22 protein-coding genes are annotated in these 20,388 nt (G+C 58.7%); 5 read left to right on the forward strand and 17 right to left on the reverse strand.

Features of this window, described 5'->3' with window-relative positions:
• Positions 1-3: 3 nt before the first annotated feature.
• From H9Q16_RS14100 to H9Q16_RS14120, 5 genes are all read right to left on the reverse strand, one after another.
• A complete protein-coding gene (locus H9Q16_RS14100) occupies positions 4-216 on the reverse strand; it encodes a hypothetical protein (RefSeq protein WP_191076058.1) in 213 nt (70 codons plus the stop codon).
• 237 nt (positions 217-453) lie between these two features.
• A complete protein-coding gene (gene rlmN, locus H9Q16_RS14105) occupies positions 454-1,629 on the reverse strand; it encodes a dual-specificity RNA methyltransferase RlmN (RefSeq protein WP_191076059.1) in 1,176 nt (391 codons plus the stop codon).
• Between the two features lie 113 nt (positions 1,630-1,742).
• Positions 1,743-2,720, reverse strand: coding sequence for a calcium-binding protein (locus H9Q16_RS14110; protein ID WP_191076060.1), 978 nt, complete (start codon positions 2,718-2,720; stop codon positions 1,743-1,745).
• A 57-nt stretch (positions 2,721-2,777) separates the two neighbouring features.
• Positions 2,778-3,182 carry a hypothetical protein gene (locus H9Q16_RS14115; RefSeq protein ID WP_191076061.1) on the reverse strand — a complete coding sequence of 135 codons (405 nt, stop codon included), beginning with the start codon at positions 3,180-3,182 and terminating at the stop codon, positions 2,778-2,780.
• A 155-nt stretch (positions 3,183-3,337) separates the two neighbouring features.
• A complete protein-coding gene (locus H9Q16_RS14120; protein WP_386260508.1) occupies positions 3,338-3,853 on the reverse strand; it encodes an invasion associated locus B family protein in 516 nt (171 codons plus the stop codon).
• A gap of 206 nt (positions 3,854-4,059) precedes the next feature.
• Here H9Q16_RS14120 and H9Q16_RS14125 point away from each other — a divergent pair, with 206 nt between their 5' ends.
• Positions 4,060-5,043, forward strand: coding sequence for an asparaginase (locus H9Q16_RS14125; protein WP_191076063.1), 984 nt, complete (start codon positions 4,060-4,062; stop codon positions 5,041-5,043).
• A gap of 175 nt (positions 5,044-5,218) precedes the next feature.
• On the opposite strand, the gene H9Q16_RS14130 is transcribed toward H9Q16_RS14125, so the two are convergent.
• Genes H9Q16_RS14130 through serB form a run of 4 tightly spaced genes read right to left on the reverse strand, consistent with a single transcriptional unit; the run spans position 5,219 to position 7,229 of the window.
• Entirely contained in the window at positions 5,219-5,533 is a 315-nt protein-coding gene (locus H9Q16_RS14130) for a YciI family protein (RefSeq protein WP_191076064.1), read from the reverse strand.
• 22 nt (positions 5,534-5,555) lie between these two features.
• Positions 5,556-5,987 carry an SRPBCC family protein gene (locus tag H9Q16_RS14135; protein WP_191076065.1) on the reverse strand — a complete coding sequence of 144 codons (432 nt, stop codon included), beginning with the start codon at positions 5,985-5,987 and terminating at the stop codon, positions 5,556-5,558.
• On the reverse strand, positions 5,980-6,312 hold the full coding sequence (locus tag H9Q16_RS14140; protein WP_191076066.1) for an ArsR/SmtB family transcription factor: 333 nt from the start codon (positions 6,310-6,312) through the stop codon (positions 5,980-5,982). The genes H9Q16_RS14135 and H9Q16_RS14140 overlap by 8 nt, the downstream gene beginning before the upstream one ends.
• A 38-nt stretch (positions 6,313-6,350) precedes the next feature.
• Complete coding sequence (gene serB, locus H9Q16_RS14145) at positions 6,351-7,229, reverse strand: phosphoserine phosphatase SerB (protein ID WP_191076067.1); 879 nt, start codon at positions 7,227-7,229, stop codon at positions 6,351-6,353.
• Between the two features lie 155 nt (positions 7,230-7,384).
• Here serB and H9Q16_RS14150 point away from each other — a divergent pair, with 155 nt between their 5' ends.
• The 3 genes from H9Q16_RS14150 to H9Q16_RS14160 all read left to right on the forward strand — a co-directional run bounded on the left by H9Q16_RS14150 (position 7,385) and on the right by H9Q16_RS14160 (position 11,152).
• On the forward strand, positions 7,385-8,551 hold the full coding sequence (locus tag H9Q16_RS14150; RefSeq protein ID WP_191076068.1) for a phosphoserine transaminase: 1,167 nt from the start codon (positions 7,385-7,387) through the stop codon (positions 8,549-8,551).
• A 78-nt stretch (positions 8,552-8,629) separates the two neighbouring features.
• A complete protein-coding gene (gene serA, locus H9Q16_RS14155) occupies positions 8,630-10,225 on the forward strand; it encodes a phosphoglycerate dehydrogenase (RefSeq protein WP_191076069.1) in 1,596 nt (531 codons plus the stop codon).
• 198 nt (positions 10,226-10,423) lie between these two features.
• On the forward strand, positions 10,424-11,152 hold the full coding sequence (locus H9Q16_RS14160) for a metallophosphoesterase family protein (protein ID WP_191076070.1): 729 nt from the start codon (positions 10,424-10,426) through the stop codon (positions 11,150-11,152).
• Here the strand turns inward: H9Q16_RS14160 and H9Q16_RS14165 are convergent.
• The 5 genes from H9Q16_RS14165 to H9Q16_RS14185 form a co-directional block, all read right to left on the reverse strand.
• A complete protein-coding gene (locus H9Q16_RS14165; RefSeq protein WP_216859424.1) occupies positions 11,118-11,507 on the reverse strand; it encodes a hypothetical protein in 390 nt (129 codons plus the stop codon). The two genes, H9Q16_RS14160 and H9Q16_RS14165, sit on opposite strands and share 35 nt — an antisense overlap.
• Before the next feature lie 15 nt (positions 11,508-11,522).
• Positions 11,523-12,530 carry an App1 family protein phosphatidate phosphatase gene (locus tag H9Q16_RS14170; protein WP_191076072.1) on the reverse strand — a complete coding sequence of 336 codons (1,008 nt, stop codon included), beginning with the start codon at positions 12,528-12,530 and terminating at the stop codon, positions 11,523-11,525.
• A 103-nt stretch (positions 12,531-12,633) separates the two neighbouring features.
• Entirely contained in the window at positions 12,634-13,665 is a 1,032-nt protein-coding gene (tdh, locus tag H9Q16_RS14175) for an L-threonine 3-dehydrogenase (RefSeq protein WP_191076810.1), read from the reverse strand.
• Positions 13,666-13,676: 11 nt separating this feature from the next.
• Positions 13,677-14,864, reverse strand: coding sequence for a glycine C-acetyltransferase (locus H9Q16_RS14180; RefSeq protein WP_191076073.1), 1,188 nt, complete (start codon positions 14,862-14,864; stop codon positions 13,677-13,679).
• Between the two features lie 93 nt (positions 14,865-14,957).
• On the reverse strand, positions 14,958-15,524 hold the full coding sequence (locus tag H9Q16_RS14185) for a helix-turn-helix domain-containing protein (protein WP_191076074.1): 567 nt from the start codon (positions 15,522-15,524) through the stop codon (positions 14,958-14,960).
• A gap of 119 nt (positions 15,525-15,643) precedes the next feature.
• On the opposite strand from H9Q16_RS14185, the gene H9Q16_RS14190 reads away from it, so the two are divergent.
• Positions 15,644-16,822 (forward strand): acetyl-CoA C-acyltransferase family protein, encoded by a 1,179-nt coding sequence (locus H9Q16_RS14190; RefSeq protein ID WP_191076075.1) that lies wholly within the window; start codon positions 15,644-15,646, stop codon positions 16,820-16,822.
• Positions 16,823-16,929: 107 nt separating this feature from the next.
• On the opposite strand, the gene H9Q16_RS14195 is transcribed toward H9Q16_RS14190, so the two are convergent.
• The 3 genes from H9Q16_RS14195 to ubiE form a co-directional block, all read right to left on the reverse strand.
• The gene (locus H9Q16_RS14195) at positions 16,930-17,919 is read right to left on the reverse strand and encodes a 4Fe-4S dicluster domain-containing protein (RefSeq protein WP_191076076.1); all 990 of its coding nucleotides are present in this window, start codon (positions 17,917-17,919) and stop codon (positions 16,930-16,932) included.
• Between the two features lie 44 nt (positions 17,920-17,963).
• On the reverse strand, positions 17,964-19,496 hold the full coding sequence (ubiB, locus tag H9Q16_RS14200; protein ID WP_191076077.1) for a 2-polyprenylphenol 6-hydroxylase: 1,533 nt from the start codon (positions 19,494-19,496) through the stop codon (positions 17,964-17,966).
• A 107-nt stretch (positions 19,497-19,603) separates the two neighbouring features.
• Entirely contained in the window at positions 19,604-20,350 is a 747-nt protein-coding gene (gene ubiE, locus H9Q16_RS14205; protein WP_191076078.1) for a bifunctional demethylmenaquinone methyltransferase/2-methoxy-6-polyprenyl-1,4-benzoquinol methylase UbiE, read from the reverse strand.
• Between the last annotated feature and the right edge of the window lie 38 nt (positions 20,351-20,388).

Consider the following 20,388-nt stretch of genomic DNA (forward strand, 5'->3'; position numbering starts at 1 on the left):
AGCTTAGGCAGTTGCTTCGTTTGGCAACATGCCGATTTCCACATGGTGGGGCAACGTCTCGACGATCTGACCTTCGTCAGTATCCTTGATGGCATAGCCATAGCCCGCCAATCGGTGCTTCCATTCACGCGCGGAAAGCGCAACGTCACGCTCGCGGATGACAAGTTCCAGCACCTGAGCGGTGATAAAGGGGTCGTTGTTAAACATGACAGACATATTCTGTCTCCTGATATGATGGTTACAGGAAACAACGTGGTGTGGGATGGTGGCAGCAATTCTGCGCGATTGCGGCACGCGCGGGGTCATTTAATGTTCCATTAACCAAATCGGCTTTACCCAATTTTTACATTTGCCAATAAATATCAATAGGTTAACTGATAATCAGCCAGGTCCCAAGGCTCCAATTGCGCTGCAAAGTTGCCTTGTTTACCCCAGTCAGAGGTCACTTGGCCCTCAAAGACCCGCCTCGGCCTCGATCTGTTTGCGCGACTTCCGGGCGCGCTCCGTCGCGGATTTCAATTGCCCGCAAGCGGCCATGATATCCTCGCCGCGCGGCGTCCGAATGGGCGAGGCATAGCCAGCCTTGTAGATAATGTCTGCAAACTTGCGGATCCGGTTGTTCGAGGACCGCTTGTAAGGCGCGCCGGGCCATTCGTTAAAGGGGATCAGGTTGATCTTCGCCGGGATGCCCTCGATCAGCTTGATCAACCGGTGCGCATCCTCGTCTGTATCGTTCACGCCATCCAGCATCACATATTCAAACGTGATCCGCTCAGAATTGCGCCCCCGCGGGTAGGCACGCAACGCCTCAAGCAGCGTGTCGATGTTCCAGCGCTTGTTGATCGGCACCAGCGTGTTGCGCACCGCGTCCGTGGTGGCGTGAAAGCTGACGGCCAACTGGCAGCCGATCTCATTCGCCGTGCGCTCAATCTCAGGCACCACACCCGAGGTCGACAGCGTGATCCGACGACGGGACAATTGAATGCCCTCTTCATCCATCGCGATCTTCATCGCGTCACGTACGTTTTCAAAGTTATAAAGCGGCTCGCCCATGCCCATCAGTACGATGTTGCTCAACAGCCGCGTCTCATCTTTGGGCGCACCGGGCACCGGCCATTCATCCAGATCGTCGCGCGCCATCATCACCTGACCGATGATCTCTCCGGCGGTCAGGTTCCGCACCAGCTTTTGCGTGCCCGTATGGCAGAATGAACAGGTCAGCGTACACCCGACCTGGCTCGAGATACACAAGGTCCCGCGCCCCTCTTCAGGGATATAGACAACCTCGACCTCATGCCCGCCCGCAATGCGCACCAGCCACTTGCGGGTGCCATCCGTGCTGACCTGCTTGGACACGACTTCGGGTGTTTCAATGACAAACCGCTCTGCCAGTTCAGCACGATAGACTTTGCTAAGGTTCGTCATCACGTCGAAATCGCGGACACCCCACTGGTAAATCCACTGCCAGATCTGTCCAACGCGCATCTTCGCCTGCTTTTCGGGCGTGCCTGCATCAATCAGCGCGATGCGCATGGCGTCGCGGGTCAACCCGACAAGGTTCACCGGCCCCTCCGGCAACTTGCGCGGAATGGTATGAACGTCTTGGGTGATCGGCGCAGTGGCGGTCATGGGGGCGACTCGTTCGATGAAGGTGCGCCTGCTATATAGGGTTCCGCCGCATTTGCAAAAGGGGCACTGCTATCGCAATGCCCCCTTGCTGAACTCAAAACACCCTATCAACCTCAGAAGATGAAGTCGGAATTGTCCAGATCACTCTGATTTACATTGAGCAGTGTAATCGAATTACCCCCGCCCGTGCTGATGACAAGATTGGCACCCGATTGCGAAACATGGTTGCTCAGCAGATCGAACAGATTGGTGATCGCACTGACATCGCTCAAATCAATCTTCTCGAACACGTTTGTTGCAGCAAAATCGGTGATCGTGTCGTTGCCATGCCCATCCTGAAAGACAAAAACATCCGCGTTGAAGTTGCCAAGCAACAGATCGTCATCCTGACCGCCATCAATCGTGTCAAACCCCGCCCCCCCATACATGGTGTCAGAGCCCGTGCCGCCAAACAGCAGGTCATCCCCGGTTTCGCCAAAAAACCGGTCGTTGCCATCCTCTCCATAAAGGGTGTCATTGCCAAAGCCGCCGAACAACCCGTCCGTCCCGGTGCCACCCCAGCCAATATCATCATCGTTGCCGCCAAAAAGCCGGTCCAGGCCCTGACCGCCATAAAGCGTGTCGAACCCATCCCCCCCATAGACATTGTCGGACTGGTTGCCGCCATTCAGCACATCATCTCCGGCCTCACCGTCGATGAAGTCAAAACCGGCCTCACCAAGAATGGTGTCGTTGCCGTCCCCGCCAAAGGATCCATCGACATTGAAGCCAAGGCTGGTCCCGGCGTACATCAGATCATTGCCTGTCCCGCCATAAAGCCTGTCCGCAGGGCCGCCACCGGCAATCAACGTATCGTTGCCGGCATCGCCATAAAGCGCGTCAAATCCATCCGCACCGACCAGCCGGTCATTGCCATCACCACCGCGCAGCAGATCGGCCTGATTACCGCCGTTCAATACATCGTTGCCCGCACCGCCTTCCAGCGTGTCAAAGCCATTGCCGCCCAGCACGCTGTCATTGCCATCACCGGCAAAGAACAGATCGTCGCCCCCGGCCAACGAAATGAAATCATCACCAATCAGGTTCAGCAAAAACCCATCAGAAGACGTGAACGTCGACGGAAAATCATCGACCTGATTGGTGCCCGCTTAGGTCCAGTCCTGCTGGGTAAAGAGGTCCTCCAACGCCTCAGGCACAATGCCATCATTGTCCTGGTCGATCGCAGTCAGCAGCTCAGCGACGCTGATCGCGAAGTCAAAGGATATCAACTGTTCGCTGGCGACGGCACTTCCGCCAGCGTAGAAATCAATGCTGCTGATCATGCCGACAGGCCGCACTTCACCAGATGTATCCACGGAAAAACCGGACCCAACCAGCTGGACCGTCACCAGCGCTCCGTCAACGAAGCCCTGGAATGTAATCGCTGTCGCGGTAAACGATGTAGTTTCCAGATTATCATCGGTTGTCGCGAAATCGATCAACCCTACGGCACTTTGAAAACTTCCTGTCCCGGCATATCCAACACGGGGTCCCCACACGGCTTCAATAGGCATACGTCAAATCCTCGTTACTGAAATCATTTCTGTTCAGCCAGTATGCGGGATTCTCAAAATGTATCAACTCACTTGAAATCGAGGGGACGTGGACGCTGAACACCAAGAAAGATCGGCTGATGCAGCCGACCTTGAAATCTGTCTATAAAATGGTGCTAACCGCCGCAGCGCTTGGCCGCGTCTTCTATTGCCGCCGTAAACCCAAGAAGGCTGAAGGTATCCTTGGTGTTCGTGCCCCGGCCAGACCGCCCGCTCAGCACCGCATTGGCCCCGCGCTTCATCGCCGTGATGATCTTGGCATCGTCTTCGGTTGTCGCGGGCCATGCCCACTCCCCTTCAGTGAACAGCTCAAAGGTATTGCCCGAGATATCGAGGTTCACGGTGGACCCTGACGCAAAAGGATAGCCGCCGGTAAAGGCCACCTGCCCCTTGGCCCCGGCAGAGGGCCGATAGAACACCATCAGCAAGGTCTGGCCCCGGTTCACGGCCACAACGCGGCCATCGCGCTGATTGACCGTCTCCTTGGGCGTCGACACGCCCCAGCATTCGGTTGGGTTGTCTTCGACAAAGACGGACCAGTCGGTCTTGGCCGCGACGCGGTTGGTGCTTTGCTCTTGGGCGACAGCGCCCGTGGCCACCAGCGCACCCATCGCACCGACACACCCGATCATTTTCAAAAATTGCATCTGTCCAGCCTCCAGCTGTCCTTTACCTCAACTTGTCGTCCAGACCTTGTTGGCGGCTGATTTTTCTGCCGCTCTCGTGCAAGGCTCTGTCATCTTCGCGACAACAAGCATAATAACGCCAATCATGCGACAGACGAAAGCCTGATTGGCAGGTTCTTGCCCATATATTTGCGCCTTAGAGGGATGAATTAATGACCAAAGCTGCCCCCTTCGCCGAAATCTGGCGCGGTCCCTTCCTTGAAAGCGTGCATTCAGGCCACGCGGTGATCTGCGATGAGACCGGCCAGATCGTCGAGGCCTGGGGTGATCCGGACCTCGTGATCCTGCCCCGTTCCTCCTCAAAAATGATCCAGGCCCTGCCCCTGGTCACCTCTGGCGCGGCAGACAAGGCCGGGCTCGGGACGGAACATCTGGCGCTGGCCTGCGCGTCGCACAACGGCGCTGCAATTCACACTGACCGCGTCGGCGCCTGGCTGGATACCCTGGATCTGGCAGAAGACGCATTTCGGTGCGGCCCGCAATGGCCGGATGATGACGCCGCCCGCCACGGCCTGATCCGCGCGCATGCAGCACCTTGCCAAATCCACAACAACTGCTCTGGCAAGCACTCCGGCTTTCTGACCCTCGCCAAACACCTGGGCGCTGGCCCGGAATACATTGACCCGGCCCACCCCGTACAACAGGCCTGCCTCTCTGCGTTTGAAGAGGCCACCCAGGAAACCTCGCCCGGCTACGGCATCGATGGCTGCTCAGCGCCCAACTTCGCCAGCACATTGCACGGCATGGCGCGCGCGATGGCCCATTTCGCAGCCGCCCCCGAAGGATCCCCCCAAACACGCCTGCACCAGGCCATGCGCCTGCACCCGGAACTCGTCGCCGGAGAAGGCCGCGCCTGTACCGAGCTGATGCGCGCCACAAATGGCACAGTCGCGCTGAAAACAGGCGCGGAAGGATTCTACATCGCCATCCTGCCGGAACAAAAGCTGGGGATTGCGCTCAAAGCCGCCTGCGGCACCACCCGTGCTGCTGAATGCGCAATCGCGGCCCTGCTGGTCAGATTAGGCGCGCTTGACGCTCAACACCCCGCCACGCTCAACCGTATGAATGCCCCCATCCTGAACCGCCGCGACGTGGTGACCGGGATCCTGAAGCCCGCGCAGACCCTGCTCCAGTGACGCAGCCCGCGTGGTCGGGCGATGCCGGCCCCCTGATATTCACCCTTTCGAAAATACCTGAATCCAACCGCCCCACCACAAGACCCGGCCAGCGTTAGCTCACAAAAATGGGGGAGGCGCAGCCTCCCCCACGTCGCCGTGCGACAGCACGGCGAAACACCTCGCAAACGCAGACTTACATTTCGACTATCGGCGCCACTTCCGCGGTTCCACTGCCATCCGCCACCATCGGGCAGGCCGCCGCCATCTTGCACGCGGCCTCAATGTCGTCCGCCTTCACGATGGTGAACCCTGACAACGGGTTGGATCCACCATTATCTTCGACACTGTCGGCGCTGACGGTCTTGGACATGCCAACCGGATTGCCGGGATGCACAACCGCCGCGCCCAGATCCTTGTACCAGGCCTCCCACGCGGCCATGACCCGTGCGCCTTCTTCAGGCGTGTCGGGCATCTTGCCCCCGTGATATGCAAACATGAACTCTGGCATCGTCATCTCCTCTTCTAGAATTTCAGGCTCCAAGCAACCGCTCAAGACGCCCCAATGGTCCGCCCCAGCCTCTTTCGTGCTGTGCGGCAATATCGTCTGACGGCAATTCGCGGTGATTTATCACCAGCTTCGATCCTGTCGCCATCTCCTGAACGGTAAAGGTAACATGGCTCTCGGCACCTCGATTGTCGTCCGGATCATGCCAGCCCCAGGTAAAACCAATCGTCTCGATCGGCTCGACCTTGGTGACCTGTCCGCTCAGCTTGTAGAGATTGCCTTCGTCACTCAGCATCGCCGCGTGCCACGGACCTTCTCGCGTGAAATCAAGCTGTTCATCGCGCATGGTCCACCCGTCATGACCCCACCATTCCAGCAAACCGGCATTTGAACTGATCACCTCAAAAAGCCGCGCCGGACTCACTCCGAATTCCCTTTCAAGCCGGATGTCACTCATCGCCAACCTCATCATCAGCAGCCAGAATCGCATCCAGCCGATCGAGTCCCGCCGCCCAAAAGGAATGGTGCGAGATCGTCCAGTCTGAAATGGCTTTCATCGCCTCGGGCGCGACCTTGTAAAACCGCTTGGTCCCCTCGGCGCGCTGCGTTACAACGCCCGCTTCACGTAAAACCTTGAGGTGGCGCGACACCGCAGGTCCCGTCATGCCCGCATGGGCAACCAGATCGCCTGCGGGCAGTTCCCCACGCTGCATCAGCTCTTCGACAACACTCAGACGCGTTGGATCTGAAAGGGCGGCAAAAGTACGGACCATGTGATTCATGGTCCAATAATTAACACCATCGTTAATTAAGTAAAGCGTTAAATATTGATGAAGTCGCTTTGGGCGTATCCCTGCACATATAGCAGTGCCGTCAGATCACCGAAATTGATCCGCACATCACACTCGGCCGCGACGACCGGCTTGGCATGCAGCGCCACGCCAAGCCCCGCGCGATGCAACATCCCCAGATCATTCGCCCCGTCCCCAACCGCAATGACATCACCTTCCGAAATGCCGAGCGCAGCTGTGATATCGGCAAGGGCATCCACCTTGGCCTGCTTCCCCAGAATGGGCATGCCGACCGCCCCGGTCAGAACATCGTCTTCAACCAGCAGCGTATTGGCGCGATGGGTGTCAAACCCGAGGGTTTCTGCCACATGGCCTGTAAACGCGGTGAACCCGCCCGAAACCAATGCCGCATATCCGCCGTGTGCCTTCATCGTCCCGACCAATGCCTTGCCACCGGGCATCAGGGTGATCCGCTCCGCGATCACCTGATCAATGACCGAGACATCCAATCCCGCCAGCAATCCGACCCGCTCGCGCAAGGCCCCGTCGAAATCAAGCTCACCGTTCATGGCCCGCGCCGTGATTTCCCGGACCCGCGCGCCGACACCGGCCATATCGGCCAATTCGTCAATGCATTCCTGCTGGATCATCGTGCTGTCCATATCGGCCAGCAGCATCTTCTTCCTGCGCCCTTCCGACGGCACGACCACCAGATCCACCTGCATCGATTGGCAGCTGTCCCAGACCGCCCAGCGGTTGTCCGGCATGTCGATCACATCGAATTCAACCGCTTCTCCGGGTGCCAGCCATCGTGCTGCACTCCCCCCCCAGGCAGAACGCAGGCTTTCCACCAGGGAATGTTCCAACGCAGGACCTTTGGCTGCGGCAATCAGGACGGCGGTGAACATCGGGCAGGCTCCGGAAAAAAGACGATGTCGCAAATAGTTTTCAAAGCGGCGCTATAGAGGCGTTTTTCCACTTGCACCACCCCGCGACTGCGCATAACCCGGCACGTGGGACACCCTTCCCCAACGAAGGGCGCATATCTGGAAGGATAGCATCAATGGCTATACAACAACCGGCCTCGCGGCCGGACACGCAACCTGTCGCTGTTCCGGCGAACCCGCGTTTTTCATCCGGCCCCTGTGCCAAACCCCCCACATTCGATCTGGCAAACCTCGCCTCCGCGCCCCTGGGCCGCAGCCACCGTGCTGCTGAGGGCAAGGCAAAGCTGAAAGCCGCCATCGAACGCACCCGCGACATCATTGGTGTGCCGGCGGACTACAGGATCGGCATCGTGCCTGCGTCTGATACCGGCGCCTTTGAAATGGCAATGTGGAACCTTTTGGGCGAACGCCCCGCCGAAATGGTCGCGTGGGAAAGCTTTGGCGCGGGCTGGGTCACGGACGTGGTCAAACAGCTCAAGATCGACGCTGCGACCCACACCGCCGACTACGGCGAGATCGTGGATATGGGAGCACTCAACTACGACAACGACGTCTGCTTTACGTGGAACGGCACGACCTCCGGCGTGCGCGTGACCTCGGGCGATGTGATCCCGGCAGACCGCGCAGGGCTGACGCTCTGCGACGCAACCTCCGCTGCCTTCGCGATGGACCTGCCCTGGGACAAACTCGATGTGACAACATTCAGCTGGCAAAAAGTGCTGGGTGGCGAAGCAGCCCATGGCATGCTGATCCTCAGCCCCCGCGCTGTGGCACGGCTGGAAAGCTATACCCCCGCATGGCCGCTGCCCAAAATCTTCCGCCTGACCAAAGGGGGCAAGCTGATCGACGGCATCTTCGAAGGGGCGACGATCAACACCCCCTCCATGCTTTGTGTCGAAGACTACCTCAACGCTCTCGACTGGGCGGAAAGCGTGGGCGGCCTCAAGGGTCTCATTGCGCGGGCCGACGCCAACGCGCAGGCCATCGCAGATTTCGTGGCCGCCCATGACTGGATCGACCACCTTGCGATAGACCCGGCGACCCGGTCGAACACCTCCGTGTGCCTCAAGTTCACCGACGACCGCATCGCCGACGGCGCGGCTTTCGCCAAAGCCATCGCAAAGCGGTTGGCAGACGAAAACGTCGCCCTCGACATCGGCGCCTACCGCGACGCCCCTCCGGGTCTGCGCATCTGGTGCGGCGGCACGGTCGAAACCTCGGACATCAAAGCGATGTTGCCATGGCTTGAATACGCTTTCGAGACAGAGATCGCCGCGGGCTGAAGCCCGCCCTACGCCCGTCAAAAATTCCGTAGGCCGGGCTTCAGCCCGGCACCCCCAATCGATCAAAGGACCACACTCATGGCCCCCAAAGTACTCATCTCCGACAAGCTTTCCCCCGCCGCCGTCCAGATCTTCAAGGACCGCGGCATCGACGTTGATTTCCAGCCAGACGTTGGCAAAGACAAGGAAAAACTGGCCGAAATCATCGGCAATTACGACGGCCTCGCCATCCGCTCTGCGACCAAAGTTACCGAGAAAATCCTGCGCAACGCCGACAACCTCAAGGTCATCGGCCGCGCCGGCATCGGCACCGACAATATCGACAAGGATGCCGCCTCCAAGAAGGGGGTGATCGTCATGAACACCCCCTTCGGGAACATGATCACCACCGCCGAACACGCCATCGCAATGATGTTTGCTGTGGCCCGCCAGATCCCGGAGGCCAGCGCCTCAACCCACGACGGCAAATGGGAAAAATCCAAGTTCATGGGGGTCGAACTGACCGGAAAGACCCTTGGCGTGATCGGTGCCGGAAACATCGGCGGCATCGTCTGCGACCGCGCCCGCGCGCTCAGGATGAAAGTGCTGGCCTATGACCCCTTTTTGGGTGATGAAAAGGCTGAAAAGATGGGCGTTGAAAAGGTCGAGCTCGACGATCTGCTGAGCCGCGCCGACTTCATCACGCTGCACGTGCCTTTCACCGAACAAACTGCCAATATCCTGAGCCGCGAAAACCTCGAAAAGACAAAGAAAGGTGTGCGTATCATCAATTGCGCCCGTGGCGGTCTGGTGGACGAAGAGGCACTGGCCGAGATGCTGAAATCCGGCCATGTGGCAGGTGCCGCCTTCGACGTTTTCAAGACCGAACCTGCCACAGATAACCCCTTGTTCCACCTGCCGAATGTCGTCGTCACGCCGCACCTTGGTGCAGCTACCACCGAGGCCCAGGAAAACGTCGCCCTGCAGGTGGCTGAGCAGATGTCAGACTACTTGCTGACCGGCGCCGTCTCCAATGCGCTCAACATGCCCTCAGTCACCGCAGAAGAGGCCAAGGTGATGGGACCATGGCTCAAGCTCTCCCAGCATCTGGGCAGCTTCATCGGCCAGCTCACAGACGAGCCAATCAAGGCCATCAACATCCTCTACGACGGCTCTGTCGCCGAGATGAATCTTGACGCCCTGAATTGCGGCGTGGTCGCGGGCATCATGAAACGCGCCAACCCTGATGTGAACATGGTCTCCGCCCCTGTGGTCGCCCGCGAAAAGGGCATCCAGATCAGCACCACCAACCAAGACAAGTCCGGCGTCTTTGATGGCTACATAAAGGTCACGGTCGTGACTGAGAAACGCGAACGATCCATCGCAGGCACCGTGTTCTCGGACGGCAAGCCGCGCTTCATCCAGATCAAAGGCATCAACATCGACGCCGAAGTGGGCGCCCATATGCTCTACACCACAAACGAAGACGTCCCCGGCATCATCGGTACACTGGGTCAGACCATGGGCGAAAACGGCGTAAACATCGCCAACTTCACCCTGGGCCGCGCTGCGGTAAAGGGCGAGGCGATCGCCCTCCTCTATGTCGACGAACAAGTGCCGGCTCCAATCATCGACAAACTGTGCGAAACGGGGCTGTTTACTCAGGTTAAACCCCTGCAATTCGACGTCGCCTGACGTTCTGAAAAACTAGGGCGCGCGGTCCCTGAACCGCGCGCCAGCCAATAGTCACGCACACCTTGTGAATCTTCTGGCCAAAAATATCCATTTCCCGCAGCCAGCACCCCAACGCACCGTCCGATTGCACTGCTGCGCCCTTTACCCCCAGCATCTTTTGCGCCAGACCTGCCGCCAACACCGCACCGGAGACGCGCCATGCCCGCCCCCCTCTACGCCATCGGCGACATACATGGTCAACTGGCTGAACTTGAACGTGTTCTCGCGCTGATCGAAGCAGACGGCGGGCCAGACGCAAAGATTGTTTTTCTTGGCGACTACACGGATCGAGGCCCGAACAGCAGGGAAGTGCTGGATCTGCTCATCAGCGCCCGCGACCAAGGTCGGAACTGGCATTTCATCAAAGGCAACCATGACCGCATGTTTGAATGGTTCATGCACCCGTACCCCAAACATGAGGCCTACCTTCCGATTGAACTGGGCTGGCTGCACCCGCGCCTTGGTGGCGATACAACGCTGGCGTCCTATGGTCTCAACTTCACGGACAAGGACCGTATGCTCAATGTCCATGCCGACGCATTGGCAAAGGTGCCCCAAAGCCATCTGGAGTTCCTAAGTTCACTTGCCCTGACGTTTGAAACCAAAGATTTGTTTTTCACGCATGCCGGTATCCGGCCCGGCGTGCCCCTTGCCGATCAGGACGAAGAAGACCTGCTATGGATCCGACAGGCGTTTCACGAGGACACGCGTCAACACCCCAAATTGATCGTGCACGGGCACACGCCGACCGAAGCGGCCACGCATTACGGCAACCGTATCAATCTTGATACCGGCGCAGGATACGGGAAGCCACTGACCGGGGCGGTTTTCGAGGGGCGCACATGCTGGCTGCTTACACCATCGGGCCGCGTCGCCCTGACCCCCTGACCGCCAGTGCCACAAGTGTCCAGAACAGAAGACCCTGACCCAGGGCGGACAAACTGTCGACAATGCCGAACGTGGCATGGCCAACGATGTCTTTGACTGGCGGCCAACTGATAACCCACTGACGGGGCAGGTCGTCAAAAAGCAGATGGTAGTATCCGTAGTAGATTTGCGGAGACAGCCACACAAACAGACAATATCCCACACATGCGACGACCAGACGTATCGGCAAGGCGCGGGTCCGCGTCAGCAATTGAGCAGACGACAACACGCCTGCTGCCAAAAGCGCAGAGAGGGCCAACAGCCCCGCCTGCCCGATTGGACTAAGCGTGAAAAAGGAATCCCCGGCAAACACCACCGGCGCAGAGTGCCGCTATTCGGCGGCCTGCGAAAGTTCTTCTTGCCGCAATTGGTGTGCAAACCCCTCGAAGTTGGGTCCGTGCAACAACGTCACGCCTGCGGCCTCGATTGCTTGCATGGCCTGCAGGCTTTTCGCGTCCGGCCCGGGCCCGGGTTCGCGCAGAACGACGGCCCGGATACGGCCGGGATGCCGTTCGATCGCATCGCGATAGACAAAGGCGTCATGCTGGCCGGTGTCCCCGACAAGCACATAGGTCAGATCGGGATTTGCCGCCAAAATCGCGTCAATGCTGCCGCCTTTGTGGTCTCCGTGGGTACCGGTGATGAATTGTGTATCGCTGATACCCAGATCGCGCAGGAATTTCGGGCCCTTGACCAGCTTTGCCCGGTCAAAGATGCGCTCGAGAAAATGGTGCAGGTTCCAGGGCGATGAACTGACATAGTAGACCGGATTCTGCCCATCCTGAGACATCTCGTTCATGAAGGTGACAGCATCGGGGAATATCTGCCGAGTCGTGGCGTTGCCTGTCATCGATGTCCATAGGTTGCGGACAAGCGAATAGGCCCCTGTCTCAAGCATGGTATCATCGATGTCGGAAATGACTGCATATTCCGCGTCAGGGGATGCGATGAGCACGGGACATAGCGTTTTGCCCTCGCGTCCAACGATGGCGACCTCGATATCGACCCACCCCTGGGCGGTCGACCGGTCGAGCAGCAATGTGAAATACCCCTCCTCATCGGAAACAGCCGATACGCTCTCGGCAGACACTTCGACGCCCGCAACCTCATCCGTCAGGAAAAGCGAGAACATTTGCCGAAAGTTGATCCAGGCCGATTGGGTTGGCAATGGCTTGTTGCGTCGCAATGCAGCCAGCACGCGCCCGCGCACCACCAGATTGTCAGGCGTCGCATAGCCGATGTAGGGTTCTATAATGCGACGTGGGTCTCGCTGCCCGCGGACTGAATCGACAATCGTCTCTGCCCGCAGGGCCACACCGTGAATAAAGTTTTTGATCATGAAAGATCAACGCCGGAAACGACCACTTGGTTCACCCTTCAAATCACCCTTTTTGAAATACCTCGGGGGAATCGACCCGCAGGGTCGGTGGGGGCAGGCCCCCTCAGCCGGTCCAATCCAGCACAACCTTGCCAGATTGCCCGGATTTCATCGCTGCAAATCCCGCTTCAAAATCCGCTGCATCAAAACGGTGGGTAATAATTTTGGACACATCCAAACCATTTTCCAGCATCGCGATCATCTTGTACCAGGTCTCAAAGATCTCGCGGCCGTAAACGCCCTTGATTGTGATTGCCTTGAACACGATGCGGCTCCAGTCCACGGGGCTCTTGCCGGGCGGGATCCCCAGCATGGCAATGCGTCCTCCCATGGTCATCGCCTCGACCATCCCATCCAATGCTTGCTGGTTTCCCGACATCTCAAGGCCTACGTCAAAGCCCTGGGTCATCTTCAACCGCGGGATAACGTCTTGGAGGCTGTCTTCAGTCACATTCACCGCAACCACGCCGGGTACGACGTCGCGCGCAAGCGACAGCCTGTCAGAATTGATGTCCGTGATCACCACGTGGCGCGCACCCACGTGGCGCGCAACCGCCGCTGCCATGATCCCGATGGGACCGGCTCCGGTGACAAGGACGTCTTCGCCAACCAGGTCAAAGCTCAGCGCGGTATGCACCGCGTTGCCCAAAGGGTCGAGAATGGCGCCGATATCATCACTTATCTCGTCCGGCAGGGGGACCACATTGAAGGCCGGCAACCTGAGATACTGGGCAAAGGCCCCCTGTTCGTTCACGCCGATGCCCCGTGTCGCAGGATCAAGATGGAACTTGCCGGCGCGGCTTTGGCGGGACGCCTTGCCAATCAGGTGCCCCTCGCCCGAACAGCGCTGCCCAATCTCAAGCCCGCTCACGTTGCGGCCCAGCTCGACAATCTCGCCCGCAAACTCATGCCCCGTGATCAGCGGCACAGGCACTGTGGCAGAGGCCCAGTCGTCCCAGTTCCAGATGTGAATATCGGTGCCGCAAATCCCGGTCTTGTTGATCCTGATCAGCACATCGTCCGGACCGATTTCGGGGACCGGTGCTTCGATCATCCATAGTCCTTCACCCGGCGCGCTTTTACATAGTGCCTTCATCTGGTTTGTGGTCATCCCAAAACCCCGCAAGCCCTACCAGCGACGTCAAAGGCCTCCAGCGCACGGTCAAGTTCGGCCCGGTTCAGCGCGGCGTTCATCTGTGTCCTGATCCGCGCCTGATTCCGTGGCACCACAGGAAAGAAAAAACCACTGACATAAACACCTTCGTCGAATAATCGCGCGGACATCTCCTGCGCCAGCTTCGCCTCACCCAGCATGACAGGGACAATGGGATGTTCGCCGGGCAGAAGATCAAATCCCAGTCGCGTCAGCCCTGAACGCCAGTAGGCCGTGTTTTCAAACAGACGCGTTCGCAATCCATCGCCGGCTTCAACCAGTTCAAGGGCCTTGATACCTGCCATGACGATGGACGGCGGCAAAGAGTTTGAAAACAGATAGGGCCGCGCACGTTGCCGCAACAGATCGATGACCGGCTGTGGTCCAGCGATATAGCCTCCAATCGCGCCACCCAACGCCTTGCCCAACGTGCCCGTCAGGATGTCCACATCGACACCAAAATGCGCCGGGGTCCCGGCACCCTTCTGGCCCATAAAGCCTGTCGCATGGCAATCATCGACCATCACAAGCGCATCGTACTTGCTTGCCAGCGCCGAAATCTCTGGCAACTTCGCGAGATAACCATCCATCGAGAAAACGCCGTCGGTCGCTATCATGATAAACCGCGCACCTTCCTCCCGGGCCAGCTTTAGCTGTCCTTCCAGATCGATCATGTCAGAGTTTGCGTAGCGATAGCGCTTGGCCTTGCACAAGCGGATGCCATCGATGATGGACGCGTGGTTCAGCGCGTCAGAAACGATTGCGTCCTGTGGTCCGAATAAAGGTTCGAACAAACCCCCATTGGCATCGAAACAGGCGGCAAACAGAATGGCATCATCCTTGCCCAGAAAGCGCGCCAGTTTGTGCTCAAGTTCACGATGAATATCCTGTGTGCCGCAAATGAACCGGACAGAGGCCATGCCGAACCCTTTGGGATCCATCGCCGACTTTGCTGCCGCGATCAGATCGGGATGATTGGCCAAACCCAAATAGTTATTGGCGCAAAGGTTGATGACATCCCGGTCACCAACGGTGATCTCACCGCCCTGCGGCGACGTGATAAGCCGCTCGCGTTTCAACATCCCTTCCGCATCAATCTGGCTCAGTGTTTCGGTGACGTGATCAAGGTAGGCTTGCGACATGAGAATCTCCTTGGATCAAATTTCTATCATACTGGACGGAATTCCGGAATAGTAGATTTCCAGTATTACGGAATAATTCCATCAAAGGTGTCGTCAGGCGTCCTGAACAACCAGAAAAGCGCGCACAGGCCCGCTGACCGATGCGATCCGGTGGGGCACATCTGCGGCATAACGGGCCGTGTCTCCTGACCCTAGACGCTCCACCATATCCCCGCTGGACACCTCGACAGTCCCCTCTATCACGGTCAAATGTTCACGCGCGCCGCGCGCGTGCGGTTGACTGTCCAGTTCACCGCCTGCGTTGATATCCAGCTCATAAACCTCGTGCCGACCCGCTTCCTCAGGAGGGGACAGGATGCGGATGCGACACCCCATCCCGAGGTTGTTGATCGTCGGCACATCAGCCGCCCGCAGGATTTCGATCTGCCCACCGGTGTCCCCCTGATCAAGCAACCCCGCAAAGTCCACCTGCAAGGCACGTGTCAAATTCCACAACGTCGCAATTGTCGGAGAAGACTCGCCGCGCTCGATCTGGCTCACCATCGACCGTGAAACCCCGGACAGCTTCGATACAGCCTCAAGGCTGAGACCAAGGTCTAGCCGCGCGGCCTTTAGCCGTGCAGGGAGTTCCGTCAAAATAGCGTTGGCATTATCCGTCATCCCGGATATCTGCCATGCCTCTCGCGCAACATCAAGGCGGCGGGCATGACGGAACGTTCCACAAGACAACCTTGGCCTTCCCCAGCATAGTCTGCCCAACGTTTGAACAGGAGCCTTCAATGTCAGAAGAAATCGTGATCCTCAGCGGCGCGCGCACCGCCATCGGGACGTTTGGCGGCAGCCTTGCAGCAACACCACCAACAACACTAGGCACCACCGTGGCCAGCGCCGCAATGGCGCGCGCTGGCGTGACGCCTGACCGGATTGGCCATGTGCATTTTGGCCATGTCATCAATACCGAACCACGCGACATGTATCTGTCTCGCATTGCCGCGCGCGATGCAGGCGTCCCCGACGAAGTGCCTGCTATGAACGTGAACCGGCTCTGTGGATCCGGTGTGCAGGCCGTCATTTCAGCCGCCCAGAGCCTGATGCTGGGAGATGCGGATTTTGCCCTCGCAGGCGGCGCCGAGAACATGTCCCGCTCGCCCTATATCATGCCAGCGGCGCGGTTTGGCCAGAAAATGGGCGATATCAAAAGCCTCGATATGATGCTGGGTGCGCTCAACTGCCCGTTCGGCACAGGTCACATGGGCGTAACTGCGGAAAATGTCGCAGCGGAGCATGATATCTCCAGGCAGGCACAGGATGATTTCTCGCTCGAGAGTCAGCACCGTGCAGCCAAGGCAATCAATGCCGGATACTTCAAGGATCAGATCGCACCTGTCGACGTGAAGGTCAGGCGCGATACGGTTCGTTTCGAGGTCGATGAGCATCCCAAGGCCACCAGCATCGAGGCGCTTTCGGGCCTGCGCGCGGTGTTCCAGAAAGACGGCAGCGTCACGGCAGGCAATGCCAGCGGCATAAATGACGGCGCTGCAGCCCTGGTGCTCGCCACCGCCTCTGCGGCAGAGGCTGCTGGCCTCAGTCCCCGCGCCCGGATATTGGGCTATGCCCACGCCGGCGTCCGGCCAGAGGTAATGGGTATCGGTCCAGTGCCGGCCGTGGAAAAACTGCTTGCACGCACGGGCCTCAAGGTCAGTGATTTTGACGTTATCGAAAGCAACGAAGCCTTCGCTTCCCAGGCGCTTGCTGTGAACAAGGCCCTCGGCCTCGACCCGGCCATTGTAAATCCAAATGGCGGCGCGATAGCACTTGGTCACCCTGTCGGCGCGACAGGTGCGATCATCACTGTCAAAGCGCTTTACGAACTGGATCGCATCGCAGGCAAACGCGCGCTTATCACGATGTGTATCGGCGGCGGTCAGGGCATTGCACTGGCCATCGAACGCCTCTGACCCTTTCACCCTTTGTCAAAATACCTCGGGAGTGTGAGGGCAGCGCCCTCACCCGCCACCCCCCGGGGTGGCGGCCCCCTGGCGCGGGCGAAGACCGCGCAAAACCTCTATTCTTCGGCCAACCGCTCTGCCCGCTTTTCCAGCTTATCGGCCAGACGGGGCCCTACGCCCGGGCGTGACCAAGGGCAAACCGCGATGCAAATCGCACACCCCTGATGCTGATTGAAAAACGGCAGGCACTTGTCGAAATCCACATACCATTTCTCCTCCCCCCGGACCATTTTCTTGGTCTGAAACAGCGCTTCAGGTGGGCAGGCATCTTCGCAAATCCGGCAATTGGCACAAAAATCGTCAATGCCATGCGATCGCGGTGGTGTCGGTGCAAACGGGGCATCCGTCAGAACCGCTGACAACCGAAAAGACGCGCCCATTTCGCGGTTGATGATAGAACCGTGTTTGCCCAGTTCGCCAAAACCACAGGCGATGGCAGGTGGGATCATCGTGATGGCAGACACCATCGGCCCCGTAACAGGTTTGGCATCCCAGCCCTTCCGGCGCAGCCAGCTCGCGACTTCCACCGAACATGCAGCGGCACGGTAATACTGCTGCATGACCTCGGCCCCGGCTTCGGGGTCGGGCGCCGTCGCTATGGTATCATAATCATGCTGTACACCGACTATTATGACACGCGATTGCGTCACTTCCTCGCGGTGCTGATAGACCCATTCGGGCTGCATTTGCGCAACACCAATCTGTTCGCAAAGCCCCTCCGTCACAAACTCTTCAAGCTGAGCCGTCCACGCCGCGGGGCTGTGAACCGCCGGGGTTTCAGCAATCTCCGGCAAAACACGTTGCGAGATTTCCTGCCGTTTTGCCCGCAGTTCGGCGAAAACAGGCAGGCCGGGATCGACGGTATAGAACCATTCCTGCATCGAACCATGGGCGATGTCGGCCGGGTCCGGTGCCCAGTAGACCATGCGCGGACGGCTGAAACATTTTTCGCCCAAACCATTGATTTCATTTCCGCTTGTATCAGGCCGCAGGGCCATCTGCGCTGGGTCGGGGACAAAGGGGCGGTAGGGATTGTCGCGAGGCATGGCCCACCATAGCGGGGTTTGGTCACGGCACAAAGCCCTGAGCGTCAGCCCAGCGCCTGAACACCGATCACAATCGCAGCACCAAGCGCCCCGCCGGTCACGCCAGACAGAAGCATCCAGCGCTTGAACGGCCGGCGCTCTTCCGGCACGGCATTCCCCTGCCGCAGCAGGGCATTCTCCACCAGGGCGGGCAACCTGGGGCCAAAGCGGGACAGGACCATGGCGGTGCTGGCAAGATCAGATATCACCGCCCGCGGTCCGATGGACTTGCTGATGTAGGCCGTCACAATCGGGCTGGCAACTTCCCAGATGTTGATATGTGGGTTCAGAGATCGGGCCACCCCTTCCACCACAACCATGGTGCGCTGCAGCAAGATAAGCTCTGTCCGGGTTTCCATGCCAAAGCGTTCGGTGACTTCAAACAGATAAGTCAGCAACCGCGCCATGGAGATGCGGGTGGCATCCATGCCAAAGATCGGCTCTCCGACGGCCCTCAGGGCGCGGGCAAACTCGTCGACGTCCTTGTCGGCAGGCACATATCCGGCCTCGAAATGTACCTTTGCCACACGATTGTAATCCCGCCGGATGAACCCATAGAGGATCTCGGCATAGACCCTGCGGGTGTACTCATCAATGTGTCCCATGATGCCAAAGTCATAGGCAATGATATCGCCGTTCGGTGCGACCTTCAGGTTGCCCTGATGCATGTCTGCGTGAAAGTATCCATCGCGCAGCGCGTGATTGAGAAAAAGTTGCAAGACCCTGTTTGACAGCTCAACCCGGTCATGTCCGGCAGCATCAATTGCCGCGTTGTTCCCCATTGGCGCCCCGTCAGCCCACCCCAACGTCATCACCCGGCGGGCCGACAGGTTCCATTTGATCTGGGGCAGTTGAAAGCCTTCATCTTTCTTGGTGTTGGCCGCAAATTCGGAAGCCGCAGCACTTTCCAGTCTCAGATCCAGCTCTCCGCGAACCACACCATCGAAATGTTCGATGACTTCGGTGGGGCGCAGCCGGCGTGAGCCGGGTGAGAAAACCTCGACCATGCGGGCGGCGAGGTAGAAGGCGTCGATGTCCTTGCGAAAGGCTTTTTCGATGCGCGGGCGCAGCACTTTGACTGCAACATCTTCGCCCGTTTCCGCCATCGTCGCCCGATGCACCTGTGCAATGGAGGCGGCGGCCACCGGTGCGCTGAAGCTTGAGAAGATTTCTTCGACGGGTTGGGCCAGTTCTCTGGCAACTTCTGCCTTGGCTTCTTCGACGGAAAAGGGCGGTAACTTATCTTGGAGTACGCGCAGCTGAATGGCCAGTTCATCCCCGACCACATCCGGTCTGGTAGAAAGAATTTGTCCAAATTTTATGTAGGCCGGGCCCAGCGCCGTCAGCGCGCGGGTTGCGGGCGGCATTGCGGGATCGCCACGATAGCCAAGCCATTTGAAAGGCAGGCCCAGCGCGCGGGCGACAAAGCGCAGAGCCGGCCCTGCCTCGAAGGCATCCAATACGATGTTCATCGCACCTGCGCGTTCCAGCGTCGCACCGGTGCGGATCAGCCGCCAGATGTTGTGCGGGCCACGCATGGGCGATTATCCTTTCAATTCGGATTGCATACGCAATCCGACCGGATAGGGGCGCTGCCCCCAAACCCTCGGGATATTTTTGGCCAAAAGATGTACGGCGGCCTTCATCACAATTTCCATCCCGAATGCAGCGCGGCGATGCCCATGGTCAGGTTGCGGTACTTCGCGTTTTCGAAACCGGCTGTTTTGACCATGCCCAGAAATGTTTCCTGATCGGGAAAGTTACGGATAGATTCGATCAGGTACTGGTAGCTGTCACGGTCGTTTGCGATGATCTGACCCATGCGGGGGATCACGTTGAAACTGTAGAGATCGTAGGCCTTTTGCATCATCGGATTTGGTAGCTGGCTGAATTCCAGCACCATAAGCCGCCCACCGGGGCGCGATACGCGGTACGCCTCGTTCAGCGCTTCCTGAGGGCGGGTCACGTTCCGGATGCCAAAGCTGATGGTGTAGACATCGAAAGTGTTATTCTCGAACGGCAGCGCCATGGCGTCGCCAACGATCCAGTCGAGGCTGTCCGCCAGTTGCGCTGCTTCGGCGCGCTTGCGGCCTTCGACCAGCATGCCTTCGGTCAGGTCCAGGACTGTGGCGTGGCCGTGGCCTGCGCGTTTGAGAAATTTGAAGGAGACATCGCCGGTACCCCCGGCCACATCCAGGAGTTTTTGGCCCGGGCGAGGTGCCAGCCAGTCCATCATCGCTTCTTTCCAGATGCGGTGAATGCCGACGCTCATCACATCGTTCATGATGTCATATTTGTTGGCCACGTCAGAGAAGAGGTTGCGGACCATCCCGGCCTTTTCGTCTTCTGGCACGGTCTTTGCGCCAAAATGGGTATTCTTCTGAGTAGCCATGTCACCTTACCACCAAACACTGGTCAATCTGGGGTTAT

This window comes from Sulfitobacter aestuariivivens (genome assembly GCF_014763045.1).
Taxonomy (GTDB): Bacteria; Pseudomonadota; Alphaproteobacteria; order Rhodobacterales; family Rhodobacteraceae; genus Sulfitobacter; species Sulfitobacter aestuariivivens.

Bases quoted from the DNA above. Each gene is read 5' to 3' on its own strand.
- ubiE (WP_191076078.1), bottom strand. From the start codon at position 20,350: ATGGCTACTCAGAAGAATACCCATTTTGGCGCAAAGACCGTGCCAGAA.
- H9Q16_RS14170 (WP_191076072.1), bottom strand. From the start codon at position 12,530: ATGATCAAAAACTTTATTCACGGTGTGGCCCTGCGGGCAGAGACGATT.
- H9Q16_RS14140 (WP_191076066.1), bottom strand. From the start codon at position 6,312: ATGAATCACATGGTCCGTACTTTTGCCGCCCTTTCAGATCCAACGCGT.
- H9Q16_RS14150 (WP_191076068.1), top strand. From the start codon at position 7,385: ATGGCTATACAACAACCGGCCTCGCGGCCGGACACGCAACCTGTCGCT.
- H9Q16_RS14115 (WP_191076061.1), bottom strand. From the start codon at position 3,182: ATGCCTATTGAAGCCGTGTGGGGACCCCGTGTTGGATATGCCGGGACA.
- H9Q16_RS14125 (WP_191076063.1), top strand. From the start codon at position 4,060: ATGACCAAAGCTGCCCCCTTCGCCGAAATCTGGCGCGGTCCCTTCCTT.
- rlmN (WP_191076059.1), bottom strand. From the start codon at position 1,629: ATGACCGCCACTGCGCCGATCACCCAAGACGTTCATACCATTCCGCGC.
- serA (WP_191076069.1), top strand. From the start codon at position 8,630: ATGGCCCCCAAAGTACTCATCTCCGACAAGCTTTCCCCCGCCGCCGTC.
- H9Q16_RS14180 (WP_191076073.1), bottom strand. From the start codon at position 14,864: ATGTCGCAAGCCTACCTTGATCACGTCACCGAAACACTGAGCCAGATT.
- H9Q16_RS14190 (WP_191076075.1), top strand. From the start codon at position 15,644: ATGTCAGAAGAAATCGTGATCCTCAGCGGCGCGCGCACCGCCATCGGG.
- H9Q16_RS14195 (WP_191076076.1), bottom strand. From the start codon at position 17,919: ATGCCTCGCGACAATCCCTACCGCCCCTTTGTCCCCGACCCAGCGCAG.
- tdh (WP_191076810.1), bottom strand. From the start codon at position 13,665: ATGAAGGCACTATGTAAAAGCGCGCCGGGTGAAGGACTATGGATGATC.
- ubiB (WP_191076077.1), bottom strand. From the start codon at position 19,496: ATGCGTGGCCCGCACAACATCTGGCGGCTGATCCGCACCGGTGCGACG.
- H9Q16_RS14135 (WP_191076065.1), bottom strand. From the start codon at position 5,987: ATGAGTGACATCCGGCTTGAAAGGGAATTCGGAGTGAGTCCGGCGCGG.
- H9Q16_RS14130 (WP_191076064.1), bottom strand. From the start codon at position 5,533: ATGCCAGAGTTCATGTTTGCATATCACGGGGGCAAGATGCCCGACACG.
- H9Q16_RS14160 (WP_191076070.1), top strand. From the start codon at position 10,424: ATGCCCGCCCCCCTCTACGCCATCGGCGACATACATGGTCAACTGGCT.
- serB (WP_191076067.1), bottom strand. From the start codon at position 7,229: ATGTTCACCGCCGTCCTGATTGCCGCAGCCAAAGGTCCTGCGTTGGAA.
- H9Q16_RS14120 (WP_386260508.1), bottom strand. From the start codon at position 3,853: ATGATCGGGTGTGTCGGTGCGATGGGTGCGCTGGTGGCCACGGGCGCT.
- H9Q16_RS14185 (WP_191076074.1), bottom strand. From the start codon at position 15,524: ATGACGGATAATGCCAACGCTATTTTGACGGAACTCCCTGCACGGCTA.
- H9Q16_RS14100 (WP_191076058.1), bottom strand. From the start codon at position 216: ATGTCTGTCATGTTTAACAACGACCCCTTTATCACCGCTCAGGTGCTG.